Source organism: Nocardia vinacea, from assembly GCF_035920345.1.
GTDB classification, from domain to species: Bacteria; Actinomycetota; Actinomycetes; order Mycobacteriales; family Mycobacteriaceae; genus Nocardia; species Nocardia vinacea_A.
In genome coordinates this window covers 8,613,006-8,629,544 of sequence record NZ_CP109149.1, presented here as the reverse complement: position 1 = coordinate 8,629,544, position 16,539 = coordinate 8,613,006, and the positions used below count along the sequence as shown (strand labels likewise).

13 protein-coding genes are annotated in these 16,539 nt (G+C 64.7%); 6 read left to right on the top strand and 7 right to left on the bottom strand.

Annotation, left to right across the window (positions count from 1 at the left end; genetic code table 11):
- The first annotated feature begins 31 nt into the window (after positions 1–31).
- On the top strand, positions 32–814 hold the full coding sequence (locus tag OIE68_RS38945) for a hypothetical protein (protein WP_327095892.1): 783 nt from the start codon (positions 32–34) through the stop codon (positions 812–814).
- A gap of 56 nt (positions 815–870) precedes the next feature.
- On the opposite strand, the gene OIE68_RS38940 is transcribed toward OIE68_RS38945, so the two are convergent.
- Together OIE68_RS38940 and OIE68_RS38935 are read right to left on the bottom strand one after the other, a co-directional pair.
- Positions 871–2,001, bottom strand: coding sequence for a serine hydrolase domain-containing protein (locus OIE68_RS38940; RefSeq protein ID WP_327095891.1), 1,131 nt, complete (start codon positions 1,999–2,001; stop codon positions 871–873).
- A gap of 126 nt (positions 2,002–2,127) precedes the next feature.
- Positions 2,128–2,781, bottom strand: a complete 654-nt coding sequence (locus tag OIE68_RS38935; RefSeq protein ID WP_327095890.1) for an SDR family oxidoreductase — start codon at positions 2,779–2,781, stop codon at positions 2,128–2,130.
- A gap of 349 nt (positions 2,782–3,130) precedes the next feature.
- Here OIE68_RS38935 and OIE68_RS38930 point away from each other — a divergent pair, with 349 nt between their 5' ends.
- The 3 genes from OIE68_RS38930 to OIE68_RS38920 all read left to right on the top strand — a co-directional run bounded on the left by OIE68_RS38930 (position 3,131) and on the right by OIE68_RS38920 (position 6,625).
- Positions 3,131–4,564 carry an LCP family protein gene (locus tag OIE68_RS38930; protein WP_419150626.1) on the top strand — a complete coding sequence of 478 codons (1,434 nt, stop codon included), beginning with the start codon at positions 3,131–3,133 and terminating at the stop codon, positions 4,562–4,564.
- Between the two features lie 126 nt (positions 4,565–4,690).
- Positions 4,691–5,905: a L,D-transpeptidase gene (locus OIE68_RS38925; RefSeq protein ID WP_327095888.1), complete on the top strand. Its 1,215-nt coding sequence runs from the start codon at positions 4,691–4,693 to the stop codon at positions 5,903–5,905.
- 135 nt (positions 5,906–6,040) lie between these two features.
- Positions 6,041–6,625, top strand: a complete 585-nt coding sequence (locus OIE68_RS38920; RefSeq protein WP_327095887.1) for a TetR/AcrR family transcriptional regulator — start codon at positions 6,041–6,043, stop codon at positions 6,623–6,625.
- A gap of 92 nt (positions 6,626–6,717) precedes the next feature.
- On the opposite strand, the gene OIE68_RS38915 is transcribed toward OIE68_RS38920, so the two are convergent.
- From OIE68_RS38915 to OIE68_RS38895, 5 genes are all read right to left on the bottom strand, one after another.
- The gene (locus OIE68_RS38915) at positions 6,718–8,748 is read right to left on the bottom strand and encodes a CocE/NonD family hydrolase (protein WP_419150625.1); all 2,031 of its coding nucleotides are present in this window, start codon (positions 8,746–8,748) and stop codon (positions 6,718–6,720) included.
- 146 nt (positions 8,749–8,894) lie between these two features.
- Complete coding sequence (locus OIE68_RS38910) at positions 8,895–9,923, bottom strand: asparagine synthetase B family protein (protein ID WP_327095885.1); 1,029 nt, start codon at positions 9,921–9,923, stop codon at positions 8,895–8,897.
- A gap of 1 nt (position 9,924) precedes the next feature.
- Positions 9,925–11,385 carry an NAD(P)/FAD-dependent oxidoreductase gene (locus OIE68_RS38905; RefSeq protein WP_327095884.1) on the bottom strand — a complete coding sequence of 487 codons (1,461 nt, stop codon included), beginning with the start codon at positions 11,383–11,385 and terminating at the stop codon, positions 9,925–9,927.
- A 5-nt stretch (positions 11,386–11,390) separates the two neighbouring features.
- Complete coding sequence (locus OIE68_RS38900; RefSeq protein ID WP_327095883.1) at positions 11,391–12,791, bottom strand: wax ester/triacylglycerol synthase family O-acyltransferase; 1,401 nt, start codon at positions 12,789–12,791, stop codon at positions 11,391–11,393.
- Positions 12,792–12,824: 33 nt separating this feature from the next.
- Positions 12,825–14,180, bottom strand: a complete 1,356-nt coding sequence (locus OIE68_RS38895) for a cytochrome P450 (RefSeq protein ID WP_327095882.1) — start codon at positions 14,178–14,180, stop codon at positions 12,825–12,827.
- A gap of 598 nt (positions 14,181–14,778) precedes the next feature.
- Between OIE68_RS38895 and OIE68_RS38890 the strand changes: the two genes are divergently transcribed.
- Both OIE68_RS38890 and OIE68_RS38885 read left to right on the top strand, forming a co-directional pair.
- Positions 14,779–15,681, top strand: a complete 903-nt coding sequence (locus OIE68_RS38890; RefSeq protein WP_327095881.1) for an SGNH/GDSL hydrolase family protein — start codon at positions 14,779–14,781, stop codon at positions 15,679–15,681.
- A 206-nt stretch (positions 15,682–15,887) separates the two neighbouring features.
- On the top strand, positions 15,888–16,487 hold the full coding sequence (locus OIE68_RS38885; RefSeq protein ID WP_327095880.1) for a TetR/AcrR family transcriptional regulator: 600 nt from the start codon (positions 15,888–15,890) through the stop codon (positions 16,485–16,487).
- Positions 16,488–16,539: the final 52 nt, after the last annotated feature.

Sequence of the window (16,539 nt, the reverse complement as noted above, 5' to 3'; positions counted from 1 at the left end):
CAAACCTCTGATGACGGAACGGAATACCCGAATGAAGCTTTGCGATAGCACTGCGGCGGCGATCCTTGTCATCGGTGCCGTGACCTTGGGCGCCGGAGTCTCGCATGCCGAGCCGGTCGCCGAACCCGCGCGGCAGGACATCACTTACTCGGTCAAGCTAGTCGACAAAACGGTCGTTGCCAGCGTGCGTGGCGGCACCTTCACCCTTTCCAAGGCGGCGGAAAGCGAGCTCGCGGCGGGTGGCGACGGACGGCTGGTCGACAAGGACGGCACGTTGGTCGATAAGGACGGCAAGGCCGCCGATATCGCCGATGTGGTCGATGTCGTCGATCTGGCCGATACCGACGGCCACCTCGTCCTGACACTGCCGCTGCGGTTCCGGGTCGCCGATACCGACATACCGGTCAAGCCGGTGGTCGAAAAGGATGGCACGGTACTGGAACTGGCACCGCAGAAGCCCGCCGGACTCGACATCTCGCAGCCACTGGCCGTCAAGCCGGTGGCATCGATGACCGAAAACAACCGCGCCCGCAATGAATTCGCCACCCAGTTCGGTCTGGCCACGGCGGTCGGCGGCTTTGTCGGCACTGCCATAGGCGCGGTCGTCGGATGTGTCGCCACCATTGCCGCGGGTTGCATCCTCGGCTTGACCACCGGTGCGGCGCTCGGCGGGATCATCGGCACGATCGTCGTGGGCGGACCGGTCCTGATCGCCTCCGGGGTGGATTACGCCAACACGATGGTGGCTCCGGACGGCACCACCCGGTTCGCGGACAAGACGACGACCCAACCCGCGCCGCCCGCACCGAAGTAGTTCCACCACCGGCCATTCGGTCGACCTCGACCAGCCGTGCCGCAGAACTGACTCCCTCACCCGCAGAAGGCGGCGTCTACCAGGTTGTCCATGGCGCCCTTGTAGCCGAGGCCGAACAGGGGCGGGACTTGGTTGAGGCTGACGGTTATCGAGCGGGCGGGGGTGTAGCCGCCGAAGACGAAGAAGCCGTCCATGGCGCCGCCGTGGCTCCAGATATCGATGCCGCAGGCGTTGGTGCGGTGGTACAGGCCGAGGCCGACATCGTCGGGGAGGGCTGGGTCGGCGCCCTGGATGGTGTGCTGCATTTCGGCGAGTTCGGTTGGGCGCAGCAGTTTTCCGGAGAGGAGGGCGGTGAAGAAGCGGTTCAGGTCGGCATCGGTGGAGACGAGCGCGCCATCGGCCAGGCCCCAGCCCGGGTCGATATCGGTTATGTCGACCTGGGCACCGTTGAAGATCTGATATGCGCGCGGGTGTGGACCGCGAATCACGTTCTCCTGCGGGAATGCGGGCCAATAGGTGTCTTGGAGATCCAGCGGGACCAGGATCCGGGAGGTCACCTCGACACCTAGCGGCCGTCCCGTGACCTGCTCGATCAGCTTTCCGGCCAGTAGGTAATTGGTATTGGAGTAGCTGAAACGCGAACCGGGCGCAAACAGCGCGGGCATATCCAAACCGAGTCGGATCAGCTGATCCGGGGTTTGGTACCGCTGCAATGCCTCGACGGACCCCCAGTCCAATCGAAGGAGATAGTCCGGAATACCGCTGGTGTGCTGCAACAGATTTCGGACGGTGATCAGATTCCCGTCGCCGCCGGGGCCGCGCACCACACCGGGCAGATAACGCTCGACCGGAGCGTCGAGCTCGACTCGCCCCTCCCCCACCAACTGCAGCACCACGGTCGCCACGAATGTCTTGGTATTGCTGGCGATCCGAACCTGTGCGTCATCCGGGAACGGAGCGCCCGTCGCGAGATCGCCGACGCCGCTATTGATCTGAGTCGCGTCGCCGTCGGCGGTCACAACCAGCTGCCCCCCTGGCACGAAAGCCGAACGGACCAGGTCATCCAGCCTGGCTTGCAGCACCTGGGGGTGCACTGTGGCCGGTTGCGCCGAGGACGCCGCGAGATGCGGCAGCACCGAAATCATCAGTGCGGCAACCAAAGCCGTCGTTACCTTGAACCGCCGCATCCATCCTCCTTCGTCGCGACCCGCTCGGCCGGTCCTTCGGTGCGGACGGTGACACCCGCGCGGGTCCCGTTCTGGTCGAAGGAGAATCCGGCGCTGGCGCGTCGTTGGTCGGAATGTCTTGTCGGATCAGCCGTTATAGGACACATGCGGTGTCCAATCGTCGAGGGGGCGGACGGCGGCGGCATGCAACGCCGCGGCGACCCGCTCCCGGGTAAACGCACCTTCGCCGAGCACACCATTGATCTGCACCGCGACGGCGCGGAAGCCCTGCGGCGCCAGGGTGGTGTCCAGGCTGGTGACGAGATTGCGCACCGCCGCCTTCTGCACACCGAGCGATGCCGCCTCATGCCACGGCTTATCCGCCGCCGCACTCCCCGTGACGAGCACGCGCGCACCGGCGGCGAAGAATGGCCGCGCGGCCTGTACCGCGGGCAGCAGCGCCGCGGCGCCGATCGTGAAGTCCTCGATCAACTCCGCGACCGTCAACCGCAGCGGATCAGCCTGCCGGAAGATGCTCGGGTTGAAGTGCAGCACGTCGATGCGCCCATGCCGCTCGCCCACCTCGGTCACAATACGAGTGACATCGTCGGGATCGGCCAAATCCACACCGACACCTTCGGCATCGAAACCTTCGCCCAGCAATTCCTTCGCCAACGGCTCGGCCTCCGCGCCGAGCCGACAGGCCAGCACCACTACATACCCGTCGCGCGCGAAAAGGCGGCCGACGGACAGCCCCACGCCGGGACCGGCACCGAGGACGAGCAACACGGGAGCAGCCATGTATACGAGACTAGATCGTCAATCTGTGCAGGTCACAATGTCCGATTCTTGCCTGCCCCGAGCGCTGTCGGTAACACTGGGAAGGTTGAGCAGGCCTTCGAGTGACCTGCAAGCAGTCACTAGCGGGTGCAACTAGTCGTCAGCGGGTATGACCCGGACATGCGCTGTGTCGTGACCCGAGACGAAAGCTGAGGCGGCGAGATGACCCGGGACCTAGGCCGCCGCCATGGATGACGACACCGTCGAGCTTCCAAAAATCACCGAGACTCACCCCACCGGACACCGGCGAGCAGCGCACCGACGAGCGGATCCGAAACCTCATCGCGCCCGCAAAGCGGCAAAGATCGCAATGCGCGTCCTGACATCGATCGCCGCTCTGGCCGTTCTGTCCGGCACCGGATTCGCCTGGTCGGCAAAGACCGAATTCGATAATGGCTTCACCCACACCGACGCGATCGGCAAGGACGCGCCGCGCTCACTCGGCGGCGACCTGAATATCCTGCTGATCGGCCTGGATACCCGCAAGGACCTCGACGGCAACGACTTGCCGAAGACGATCCTGGACCAGTTGCACGCCGGCGACGGCGACAACGGCGGCTACAACGCGAATTCGCTGATCCTGCTGCATATTCCTGCGGATATGCACAAGATCGTCGCGTTCTCCATTCCGCGTGACGACTATGTCGCGGTTTCCGGCATTCCGGGCTACGACCACGCCAAGATCAAGGAAGCTTACGGGCTGAAGAAGGCGGCCACCGAGACCAAGCTGGAAAACTCGGGCATGAAGGACAAGGTGGCCCTGGAACGGGCGGGCCGCGAGGCGGGGCGCGCATCGATCGTGCAGACGGTGCGCAATCTGGTCGGCGTCCCCATCGACCGCTTCGCCGAAATCTCGCTCGTCGGCTTCTACGATCTCGCCGATAAGCTCGGTGGCGTCGATGTCTGCCTCAACCACGCGGTCGACGACAGCTACTACTCCGGTGCCGTCTTCCCGGCCGGTCCGCAGCATCTCGATGCCGCCAATGCGCTGTCCTTCGTGCGCCAACGCCACGGATTGGAGAACGGCGACCTCGACCGCACCCACCGCCAGCAGGCCTTCCTCACCTCGGTCGCCAAATCGCTGAAGGACACCGGCACGCTGACCAACTTCAGCAAGCTCTCCGGTCTCATGGATGTGGCACACCGCGATATCGTGCTGTCCGACGGCTGGAATCTGCTCGACTTCGCCCGCGACCTCGGTTCGGCGGGCTCGATCTCGGTCGAATTCCGGACGCTGCCGGTGCTGCGCTACGACAATATCGACGGTCAGGACGTCAATATCGTCGATCCGGCGGCCATCAAGAAGGAAGTGCGCGCCGCCTTCGGCATCGAGACCACGCCGACCACCTCGGTGCGCGCCCCGACCAGCATCGTCGATGTCAACAATGCGAGCGGATACACCGGTCGGGCCGCTCAGCTGTCGACCGCACTCACCAAACGCGGCTATACGGCGGGCACCGTGGCCACCAGCACCCGCACCAGCACAACCTCCACCATCACCTATGGCACCGGCGCCGATGCCGACGCCGCGCAACTGGGCGACATCCTCGGCCTCACCGCGACCACATCGCCGAATGTCGAACCCGGCCACATCACCGTGGTCGTCGGCACCGATTTCACCATGCCTACCGAACTGGTGCCGACCACCAGCGCGACGGCGACCACCAGCTCCGCCGCACCCGCACCCGATGCGGGCAAGCCGGTCGCGACCACGATCGGCAGCAGCGTGCCCTGCGTCAACTGAGGCCGGATGTTCGCGCAGGTCACACCTGCGGCGGTGAACCACGCCCGAAATGGCCGGTAAACTACGGCACGGGCCAGTATGTCGTAGATGCGCCGCAGGGAACGCACGGCGAAACACAGGAGAGTCATGTCGAGTCGCCGCTTCCGGTGGAGAGCCGCTGCGGGTTTTGCATTGGTGATGATGTTGCTCGTCGCCGGATGTTCATCGAAGTCGGAAGCTCCGACCACCCAGGCTGGACCACCGCCGCCCCCGATAGTCATCACTCCGGGCGGTGGCAACAATGTCGATCCCCTCGCACCGGTCGTGGTGACCGCGAACGACGGCATGCTCACCTCGGTAACCCTGACCAATGAGGCGGGCCGTTCGATCGAGGGCATCTACACCCCGGACAAGACGGCGTGGAAGCCCGTCGATCCACTCGGCTACGGGCACACCTACACGATCAGCGCCGAAAGCCTCACCATTACCGGCCGCGTCGGGCCGACCATCTCGACCTTCAGCACGCTGGCGCCGAACAATCAGACCAAGGTATATATGACCACCACCGGCGGCACCCCGCTGGCGGACGGCGGCACCTTCGGTGTCGGCACCGTCGTGGTCGCGCATTTCGATGAGGACGTACCGGATAAGGCCGTCGCGGAGAAACGGCTCTCGGTGACGACCAACCCGCCGGTCGAGGGTTCCTGGTATTGGCTCGACAAGCGCAACGCGCACTGGCGGCCGCAGCAGTACTTCGCACCGGGCACCAAGGTGACCGCCGCGGCCAACATCTACGGCGCGGACCTCGGCGGCGGCCTCTACGGCCAGGAGGACACCAAGACCACCTTCACCATCGGCCCATCGCATGTCTCCATCGCGGATGACAACACCAAACAGGTGCAGGTCTTCGAGAACGGCAATCTGATTCGCACCATGCCCACCTCGATGGGTAGAGGTGGCAGCGAGGTCATCGCGGGTAAGACGCTGAGCTTCTGGACCCAGCCGGGCATCTACACCGTGATGGACAAGGGCAATCCGGTGATCATGGACTCCTCCACCTACGGCCTGCCGGTCAATTCCCGGCTCGGCTACAAGGAGGCCATCGGCTGGGCCACCCGCATCAGCACCGACGGCATCTATCTGCACCAGCTCGATTCCACGGTCTGGGCGCAGGGCAGCCAGAACCTCTCGCACGGCTGCCTGAACCTGAGCGCCGCGAATGCCCAGTGGTTCTACAATTTTGCGATTCCGGGCGATGTAGTCGAGGTCCGCAATACCGGCGGCGCACCGCTCGAGGTCTGGCAGAACGGCGACTGGGGCGTGCCGTGGGACGAGTGGGTCCAGGGCAGCGCTCTGCACTGAGTCTTTGTGGGCCGGACAGAATTTCCGGGCGAAAGTTCCAGGTGTGGCAGAATCGTCGGCACTATGACCGTCTTGACCAGCGCTTCTCCGCACCGATTGCCCCGAGGGCCGCATCGCTTGACCCGGGACGAAGTCGTGACGTCACAGCGCGAGCGGCTATATATCGCCGCCTTGGAGGCGGTCGCCGAACTCGGCTACGGCCCGACCACGATCACCGACATCGTCGGTCGGGCCCGGGTGGCCCGGCGCACGTTCTATGGGCTGTTCGAGAGCAAAGAGGAATGCTTCACCGCCGCTTTCGATTTCGCGGTCGAGACGATCACCCGTGAGCTCGACCGGGTGGTCACCGAGTCCGGCGCCGACACCTTCGACGAGTTGGTGCGCACCACGCTGGAGACCTATTTGGACTTCCTGGCGGCCGAGCCCGCCGCCGCACGGGCGCTGCACATCGAAACCCTTGCCGCCGGGCCGGGACTCATCGCGCGCCGAGCCCGCACCCACCGGATGTTCGGCTACCGGATGATCGCGGCCGCCCGAATCGGTGTGCGCGCAGGCGCACTTCGGGCCGAACCCGATCCGGGACTACTCGATGTCCTGCTCGGCGGTATCGACGATCGCGTCCGCGCCACCCTCATCGATTCCGGCCCGCACGACCTACCGGCGCTGGCCCCCACTCTCACCCGCGCCGCCCTACTCCTACTCGGTTCCGGCCCAGCCTGACCCGCCCCAGCCCGACGACCGCCTCGCCGACGGCAGTCGAGTGAGCGACCACTCGACTACCGTCGACACCGTCACCGCAGCGCGGACGGGGGCTACCAGCCCGGCTCGCCGTCGACCGGAATGTTCACCCAGCTCGGCTGATTCGGGTCCAGCTCGATGTGCTGCGGCTTCAACCCGCTCTCATTCAGCAAGGGGCGCAACGGAAGACTGCTCGGGAAGTTTCCGGCGAAGATGTCGACGCGTAGCCGGTGGCCCGGTTGCAGCACACCGTCGGTGGCGAACATGCCGATATCGATGACCGTCGGCCGGCCGGGCACGATCGGTTCGCGGGTGTCCAGGGTCAGATATGGGTAGGGGTCGGTGTAGTCGCCGTTGGCCGAGCGGGTGGCCTTGCTCTCGTCGACGGCGCGCAGGGATGCGGTGCGTTGGCCGTGCGTCCACTGGGTCGAACGTCCGTCCGGCGCAACGTCGTTCAGGGTCACGGTCCAGTAGCCGTCGGTGGCGTCCAGGACGGTATCGAGGTGTATCGCGATCGGGCCGGAGATCTGTGTCGGCACAGCGACCGCCGCACTGGTGAAGGTCAGTCCATTGGTCTCCGCGATCCGCGAATCCTTCGTGCAGATGTCCGGGAGCGGCAGGATGCCCGCTGTCCCCTGCACACCGTCGCGTGAGCAGAGCGTGGTCAGGCCGGGCGCGATCGAAACCCGTGCGGGTCCGCCCGGCACGCCGGTGAGGCTGCCGTCGTAGGCGCTGCCCGGCGCGGTGCCCGAGGCGGCCGCGTTCAAATACATACGTCGGTAATCCATATCGGGCCGCGGGAAGGCCGAGGTGTGGGTCCAGCCGCCGCCCTGCTGCCACAGGGTGACCTGGTCGTAGTCATCGATGCCGTTGTCGATGCCCTTGAGCCACTTGTCGAACCACGCGCGCTGCAATACATCCAGGGCAGCCGGTCCGTCGGCGTCACCCATGCCCGAGCCGGTGGTGATGTGATAGTTGTTATCCATCACCAGCTTCTTCTGGCTGTCGGGCACGTTGATCGCGTTGTAGACCCGCGGCGAGGAGTAGGCGAAGATGTCCTGCCAGCCGCCGTAGACGAAGGTCGGCACATCGATACGATCGGGATGCCCGATCCAGGCGGTGCGCAGCGGACTTTGATCGTCGAGCACCGAATACATCTCGGGCGGAATCTGATCCATGCTCTGAGTGCCCAGCGCCATGATGATCATGTTGAAGAAGGTGAACGGGTCACGGACGCGATCCGCCAGCCAGGTCCAGTCGAACTTGCCCGCCAGCATGGACACCACGTCGGGAATCAGCTTCGTACCGTCGACGGCGAGCAGCCATTCCGGGATGAACCCGATGCCGAGTGCGCCGCCGGGTGCGGCGACGTCACGGATCAGATCGCTGCCCGGCACGATCGGGAAGATCGCCTGCAGCGCTGCGGGTCTGCGCTCCGCGGTCTGCAACTGGTTGATGGCCGAATAGGAGATGCCGCTCATGCCGATCTTGCCGTTGGACCACGGCTGCGCAGCCGCCCAGTCGACGACCTCGACGCCGTCCTGCTGCTCGCGATCGCCGAACACCTGCCAGGTGCCCTGCGAGAAGCCGGTGCCGCGCACGTCGACGACCACCTGGGTGTAGCCGCTTTGCACCAGTTTGCGATCCACCGCGAAGGTGCGCGCGGCGCCGCCCGCCAATGCCTGTGCCAGATCACTGATCCCGCTCAGGCCGTACGCGGAGAGATCGAAGCCGTGCAGCGCCTGCATCAGCGGCTCGGCCAGGCCGGGGATGGCCAGCACGGAGTCGGCGATATTCGCCATCAGCTTGGTGTAGGGCGTGAGGTTCACGATGGTCGGCGTCGGCTCGACGATCGGCCGGCCGGAGGCGTCGGCCGGGTGGTACACATTCGCCTTCAGCACCGTGCCGTCACTCATGGTGATCGGGATGTCCCAGTCGATGTAGACGTTCGGATACTGTTGCGGCCCTGCATGAGTCGCGGTAATTTGCGCATCGAGGCCGAGCGTGGCCTGGGTCGGCGCGGCGGCGACCACGGCTCCGGCAAACACGGTGAAGGTGGCTATCGCAGCAGCCACTGCCTTAATCGGACGTCGACGTCGGATCATGCTTGCCAAACCCTCCCGGCAATGAGGAACTACCCCGTTCCCATCAACGAGTGGGAACAGTAACGTGCATCACCGTTGGTGCGCAACCGTGACTCACCACAACGCTCTGTGCAGCACACCTTGGGCTGTGGACCGTAGCTAAGTTGTCAGGCATTCTCCCTGATCCGACTCTGCGGCAAGCGGACCCATATCAGGTCAGGGCGATATCCAAGCGCTGGTAGAGCGGGACGAACACATTGGTCCGGTAACGGCGCTTTGTGATGGTCCACGGACGGCCGGGCGCGGTCATCGCCTCCAACACCGCGGCCACCTCCACAGCTCAGCTTCATCAGGCGGTGGAAGTCGTAGCCCGCCAACAGCTCATCGGAGCCATCGCCGCTCATGGCGACCTCGAGGCCCTTGTTCCGAGCGAACTCGGTCAGATCGAGGAACGGTGTCGCCACCGCCCCGTACCAGAACGGTGATTCGAAGTGCCACAGGCTCTTCGGCAGTAGCTCACACGCACGAGCGGCGGTCATCTCGACCTCGTCATTGGCTATGCCGAGTGACTGTGCGACCAGCCGTGACATCGGCGTCTCGTCGAGGGCTTCACCGGTGAGTCGGATGCTCGCGGTGGTGAGCGGTGCGTCGCAGCGTCGGGTCGCCACCGCGGCAATGGCGGAACTGTCGAGGCCGCCGCTCAGCGCGATTCCGGCCGCCACCTCGTCGGGCAGGCGTTTGCGCACCGCGGCGGTGACGGCATCATCGAACCGCTCGATCGCGGCCCGGCCGGTGAGCAGCGATGCATCGGGATCGCGGCGCAGGAACGGGGTGAAGTATCGCTGTTCGGAGATACCGCGATGATCGATCGTGACGATGGTCGCGGGTGGCAGATCGTCGACACCCTGCCAGAAGGTGCGGGGTGCGATGGTGTGGCCGTAGAACAGGCAGTCGCTGAGGCCCTGCGGGTCCATGGTCACGTCGACCAGTCCGGAAGCGAAGATGCCCTTGACGAGCGGGCTGCGCACCGTGCTCGACATCGAGATGGCGAGGCGCTGGAAGCCGAAGGCGACATTGCGGCTGCGCCAGGTGCTGAAACCGTCGGGGCCGCGGTGGCGTTGGATCTCGTTCATGGCCGCGATCGGGGTCGGATCGACCGGTCCCGCGAAATCGACTATTCCATTGATGCCGCACATGTCACTGTCGTCCGGTGTCCCAGTCCTGCGGACGTATGCGACGCCGGTCGAGTCGGACGCTGAACGTTCCGCCCGGCCAGGTCAGGGTGTTGGTGCCGTCCTCATCAATGAAGTAGCTGGTGCATCCGCCGGTCGACCACACCCGGGTGGCGAGCAGTTTCCTTGCGCGCGTGACCCATTCGCGCTCCGCTCGCTCGGACGGGCTGTAGCGGCGAATCCCCTTGGCCCGCATATGCTCGATCGTCTTGGCGATCAGCCTCGTCGTGGGTTCGATGGCGAGGAATTGCGAGGTGTGCGGCAGTGCGGTATTCGGTCCGGTGACCGCGAACAGATTCGGCAACCCCGCGAATGCAACGCCACGGTAGGCGCGAAAACCATCGCGCTCGAACTTCTTTCGCGTAGAGGTCACCGCGGTGCGGAACTCCGGGAAGTGCGCGATGGAATCCTGGACGTGGAATCCGGTGGCCCACACGATCGCGTCGACCTCGTGCAACTCCCCGTCGGCGGTGCGGAGGCCGCTTGCGGTGATCTCGGTGATCTTCTCGGTGCTCAACCGCACATTCGGGCGGGTGAACGAGCTGTAGTACTCGTCGGAGACCATCGGGCGCTTGCAGCCGAAGGCGTAGTCGGGCGTGAGTTTGCGCCGCAGCTCGGGATCGGGTACCTGCTCGGCCAGCATTTTGCGGACGACCCACTCGTAGACCGAAACCAGCCGCGGATGAAATACGGCGAAGTGCATGGCCTCCAGGAACAGGAAGACGAATCCGCGCGCCGCCAACCGAATCGGCGGCACGGCGCGCAATATCTTGCGCACCGTCGGCGGAATCGGCCGGTCCAGGCGCGGAATCACCCAGGCCGGAGTGCGCTGGAACGAGACGAGTTCCGCCGCCGTCTTCGCGAGCGCGGGCACGATCTGCACCGCGCTCGCCCCGGCCCCGACCACAGCGACCCGCTTGCCCGCCGGTTCGAATGACGGGTCCCACTTGCTCGAATGCATCTGCGGCCCAGCGAAATCGGCGCGACCGGGGATATCCGGAATAGCCTCGGCGTGTAGAGAGAAGTAACCCATGACGACGGCGCGTGCCCGGACCAGTCTGCCGTCGCTCAGCCGCAGCACCCACTGTTCGGCCTCGTCGTCGAAATCGGCCTCGGCCACGTCACTGTTCAGCTGCACATGCCGCCGCAGATCGAAGGTGTCGACGACCTGCTCGGTGTAGGCACGCAATTCGGGCTGGGTCGCGTACACGCGGGTCCAATCCGCGTTCGGCGCAAAGGAATACGAGTACAGCACGGATGGAACGTCTACCGCGCAGCCGGGATAGACGTTATCGCGCCAAGTACCACCGATGGCATCGGCACGCTCGAGGATGACGAAGTTGTCATTGCCGAGGCGGCGCAGGTTCACCGCGACGCCGAGCCCGCTGAAGCCCGAGCCGATAATCGCCACATCGTAATTCGACATGGACGTCATCCAGCGGCTAGCTGTGTGCGGTCCGGCAGGAGCAGTTCGGTGAGCTCATCGAGCGCGGCATCCATGGCCCCGGTGAGGTACGACATCGGCGGCAGTTTGTCCTGTACGCCGAGGACGCCGAAATGCAGCCCACCGGAATAGCCGATGCAGGTGAAGTTCAGCGAATTGCCGTGCATGAGCAGCGAGATCGGATAGATCGTCTCGAGCCGAGCACCGTTCCAGTACAGCGGGTTTCGCGGTCCCGGCACATTGGAGATGCCCATGGGGTGGGAGGATGCGGTGTTGGTGAAGCCGAAGCTGAGCCCGAGGATCCACGGCAGGGTGACCGCGAGTCCGTAGCCGATGACCTCGTTCGGGGCCATCTCACCCATATGCTGTTTCGCGGCGCGGATGTAGTACTTGACCGCGCTCAACCGGTCACGCGGATCGGCGATATCGGTGGCGAGTGCGGTGAACATCATGCCCGCGCGGGTGCCGGCGCGAGCGTCGTCCTCCTCGCGCAGATCGGTGGGCACGCCCGCGGTCAACGACTCTGCGGGCAACGTAGCGTGATCGGTCAGGTAGCTGCGCAGCGCCGTGCTGACGAGGTACAGCACGATGTCGTTGATCGTGCAGTCACCCGCCTTCGCCAATCGCTTGAACAGCGCGAGGTCGTAGCGACGCCGGGACAGATCGCGCGCGCCGATGATGGTGCCGTCGAGAATGGTTTCCGGCTGCTGATATGCCTTCTGCGCCATCGTCTTATCGCCGCGCGCACGTCGAAAGGCATCGCGAGCGGCGGATCCGACACCGCGCAACAAGGCCAGCACGCCGGTCAATGCGGCGAGCAGGGCACGGAACGGATTCGCCGTACCGGCTTCCGCCGATTCGGCGGCCGGACGCACGGTGAACAGGTCCGGCACATCGCGGGCGTCGGCATCCTCGGTGAACGTATCGGTGAACAACCGCATGGCCGATGCGCCGTCGAGAAGGCTGTGATGCACCTTGAGCAGGAGCGCGAAACGGTCCTGGGCCAGTCCCTCGATGACGTGCAATTCCCATGGCGGACGGCTCATATCGAGCTGCTTCTGATGGATCGACGACACGAGCTCGGTCAACTGATCCTGGCTGCCGGGCTCCGGCAGCGTCCACTCCCGGATGTGCTCGCTCAGGTCGATATCGTCGACCTCACGCACCATGGCCGTGACACCCGGCGGCGGGAACTTCAGCGGGCGGAAGTTCCAGGGTTGCGGCAGGCTCGCCGGTGCGTCCAGTCCGGCCCGCCACTGCCGCAGGAATTGGGCCGCCCCGCCCTCGGGTGCGGTGAATTCCAGTAGGAAGGCGATATGCATTGGCATATCGGGCGATTCGAGCGACAGCCAGACACCGTCGGTCGCGGTCAGTCGATGCAACGACATCTACATCCTTAGAGTGTGCTCGGCAAACGGGGGTTAGGCGGGCCGTCGGACCAGTTCGAGATCGAGATCGATGGGGATGACGGCGAAATGGAAGCGATCCTTCGGGGCCTGCGCACCCGCGGGCAGACGCACCTCGAAGTTGCGGCAGACCATGCCGGCTACATTCTTGATCTCCAACATCGCCAACCCGCGCCCCGGACAGAAGCGCGGACCGGCCCCGAACGGGGTGGAGACCTCGGGCCGATGCGTGCCGTGCTCGGTGCGCAGCCAGCGATCCGGGTCGAAGCGCAGCGCGTCCTCGAAGTTCTTCTCCTGCAGGCTCGCATGCTGCACATTGACGATCACCCAGGTGCCGGCCGGGATGTGCACACCAGCGATCGTGGTGTCGACGGCTGCCTCGAGTCCGACGATCGGGGTCGTCGGCCGCAGCCGCATCGATTCGGCAACAACCGCTTCCAGATACGGCTGCCGATCCAGCGCCGAGGGAATCTCAGCGACCTCATCGCGAATCCGTTCCTGCACAGCCGGATTGCCCGCGAGGTGGTAGAGCAGCCAGGCCATGGCATTGCTGGTGGTGTCCTGACCGGCGATCAGGATGGTCAGCGCCTCGGCGAACAGTTGGTCATCGGTGAAGGAGGTGCTGCCGTCCTGCGCCAATAGGAAGGCCTCGATGAAATTCGTCGGCGCCGCAGGCAGATTCGCGCGGGCCCGACTGATGACACCGGTGAGATCGGTGCGCAGTGCGCCCAGTGCGCGCTCCAGCGCCCGGTCGTCCGGAAGTTTGACGTAACGCCAGTACGGAAGCGGGCTGTTGATCCGCCGGTTGATGAGCGGGAAGATCAGCTCCAGGTGCCGCTGGATGATGTCGCCGGACTGTTCGATGGTGTTGATGTCGTAGTCGAAGGTCAACTTGGCGGTGACGTCCACCGTGTAGCGAGTCAGGTCGGCGCGAATATCCTTGGGCGACTGCCGTTCCCAGCGCCGTTGCAACCGTCCGGTGATCGTCTCCAGGGTGGGATGGAAGCTGCGCAGATGCGAGGCATTGAAGGCGGGCATCGCCAGCTTGCGACGCAGCCGCCACGCCTCACCCTCCAGCGAGAACAGGCCGTTGGAACCCATCTCGTCCATGACAGATTCGATCGCCGACTGCCGCCGGAATCCCCCGGGCCGGTCACGGAAGATCTCGCGGTTCAGATCGGGATCACTGACGACCACGATGTGCCGCCCCGGCATCTTCAACTGATAGAGCGGGCCGTACTCATCGCACCATTCGTCGAACTGACGGTGCAGCAACGAGGGCCGCATCTGCGGGAGATTCCCCAGCAACGGCCACCGGCTCGGCCCCGGGAGATCATCCACGGTCTTGGCGGGTGAGATCGAGACGGACAAAGCTGGCGCCTAACGTCTGAAGGAACTGGTGGAGTCTTGGCGGTGGAGAAAAAGGCGCGAGAATCTTGTCTCGAAGCACAAAGAAAGGTCCGTCGAGTTTCTTTGTGAATGCGACCAGAGTCGAAGAATAACGACAGCCTCCCCGCGGTCGAAACATTCGGCCAGACCATATGGACAGCCTGCTGCCATTAATGCCGAGGCGGGCGATGACTCAGCGCGAACAATGGCGACCGTAGCCAGCCTGGGCAGGCGGTGTCAACCCTGACGATTCGTCATCGTTGACTTTCCGCAGGTAGAGGCGAAATAGTGAGGAACGCAACAGTGCCTTACCTGAAGGTATTAATCTGAAACGAAGCCTGGTCGCTGATGGTATGGCGAAATACGCTATCCCCCAACGTCGCCCGGGGTCTCGACGTGCAGCCGAGCCCGCAGCGACCAGAAAAAGTCAGCGGGAAAACAGAAAGTTATTCGGGATTGGCGAATCGCGGCTAGACTCTGCCCATATCGGTCGGATGCACAGGGTCGATCCCGCCTGCGCGAGTTACTCCTGGGAATGCAGACCCGAATTCGTCCGGTCATGGGTTCACAAGGAGACACAATGCAAGTTTTCGGCAGCTGGAACCACCTATTCGGAAAGGCGAGACCGGCGGTCGCCGCTGCCGCGATGGCAGTCGCGGCAAGCGCCGCTATCACCGGGCAAGCGGGCGCAGACCCGGCCGCGGGCACCCACTATGTGGCCCTCGGTGATTCCTTCGCCGCGGGCGCGGGTGTATTTCCACAAACCGAGCTCGCCACGTGTTCACGCTCCGCGGTCAACTACCCGTCGCTGGTCGCGAAGGAGCTCGGCGTCGCGACCTTCAAGGACGTCACCTGCGGCGGGGCCACGTTGGACGACCTCACGAGCCCTCAGCGCGGCGTCGTCTCCGGAACCGCCGCACCGCAGTTCGATGCGCTGACACCGGACACCACCCTGGTGACAATGACCATGGGCGGCAACGATATCGGCCTGGCGAAGCAGGCCCTGCTGTGCGGAAATCTCCTGCCGGAGCCCCACGGCACGTCATGCGCGGACACCTTTACGGCGAACGGTGTCGACACTTTCGCGGAACGGACCAAGGCCCTGGCACCCGTCTACGGCACCGCGATCGATGAAATCCGCTCGCGCGCACCCGAAGCCACGATCGTGATCGTCGGGTATCCGACCGCCTCACGCGCGGGTGCGTGCCCGGCGCAGCAGCCCGCCTGGCCACGCGACGCCGACTACCTCCAGGACGTGCTGGTCAACCTCAATACACTGCTGCGCGACGTCTCGGCCGCACACGGCGCGATCTTCGTCGACACCGCCACCTCCAGCATCGGACACGATATGTGCGCCGCGCCCGACCAGCAGTGGATCAACGGTCTCATCCCCTCGCTGTCGACTCCATCCATTGTCCCGCTGCACCCCAACACCTTCGGTGAGCAGAACATCGCACAGCAGGTTGTCGCCGCACTGCGGTGAGATCGCGGCCTGGGCGCGGTACGGCGCCCAGCGTCACTGTGACACGGTGCCAGGAATCGGCAGACGGTCGAGCCAGGGGATCACATTGCTCTGATTTCTATCAACGCTAGACCTAGCATTGATAGAAAGTAGACGCGCCGAACCCGCCGCTGCCAACGGCGATTCGCTAGTCTGCGAACAATGGACGCAGCAAAAGAGTGCACCGCATGAGACGGACCCCGGGCCGGGCCGGTCACGAGGATCGTCGTCGAGCGATCCTGGAGGCGGCCCTCGAGGTTTTCGCGGAACGCGGCTACCAGGGCGCGACCATTGCGATCGTCGCGGAGCGGGTCGGGCTCAGCCAGCAGGGCGTGCTGCACTACTTTCCCAATAAGCAGACGCTGCTGGCGAATGTGCTCGAGCTGCGCGATCAGAACGATCTCGACGTCCTGCTCGCCACCGCACAGGGCCGTGCGACAACCCTGGAACTCCTCGCCGACCTGGTGGAACGCAATGCCGAGCGGCCCGGAATCGTACAGTCGTTCACGGTGCTCGCGGCCGAGAGCGTCACTCAGGATCATCCGGCGCGCGACTACTTCGTCGATCGGTACGCGCAGGCCCGGGAGATGCTGACCACCTTCTTGGAGCGCGCCTTGGGCGGCGATCCGCCGCGGGGCGTCTCACATCGGGATGCCGCCGTATTGCTGATCGCGGTCCTGGACGGTTTGCAGCAGCAATGGTTGCTGTCGCCGGATGACGTGGATATGCCCGCGCTGTTGCGCGAGTTCCTGCAATTGATCCGTCCGGATGACGATCCGAATCTATAACGTATCGATAACATTACCTACCTACTGCTAGGTAAATCGGCCATACTTCGAG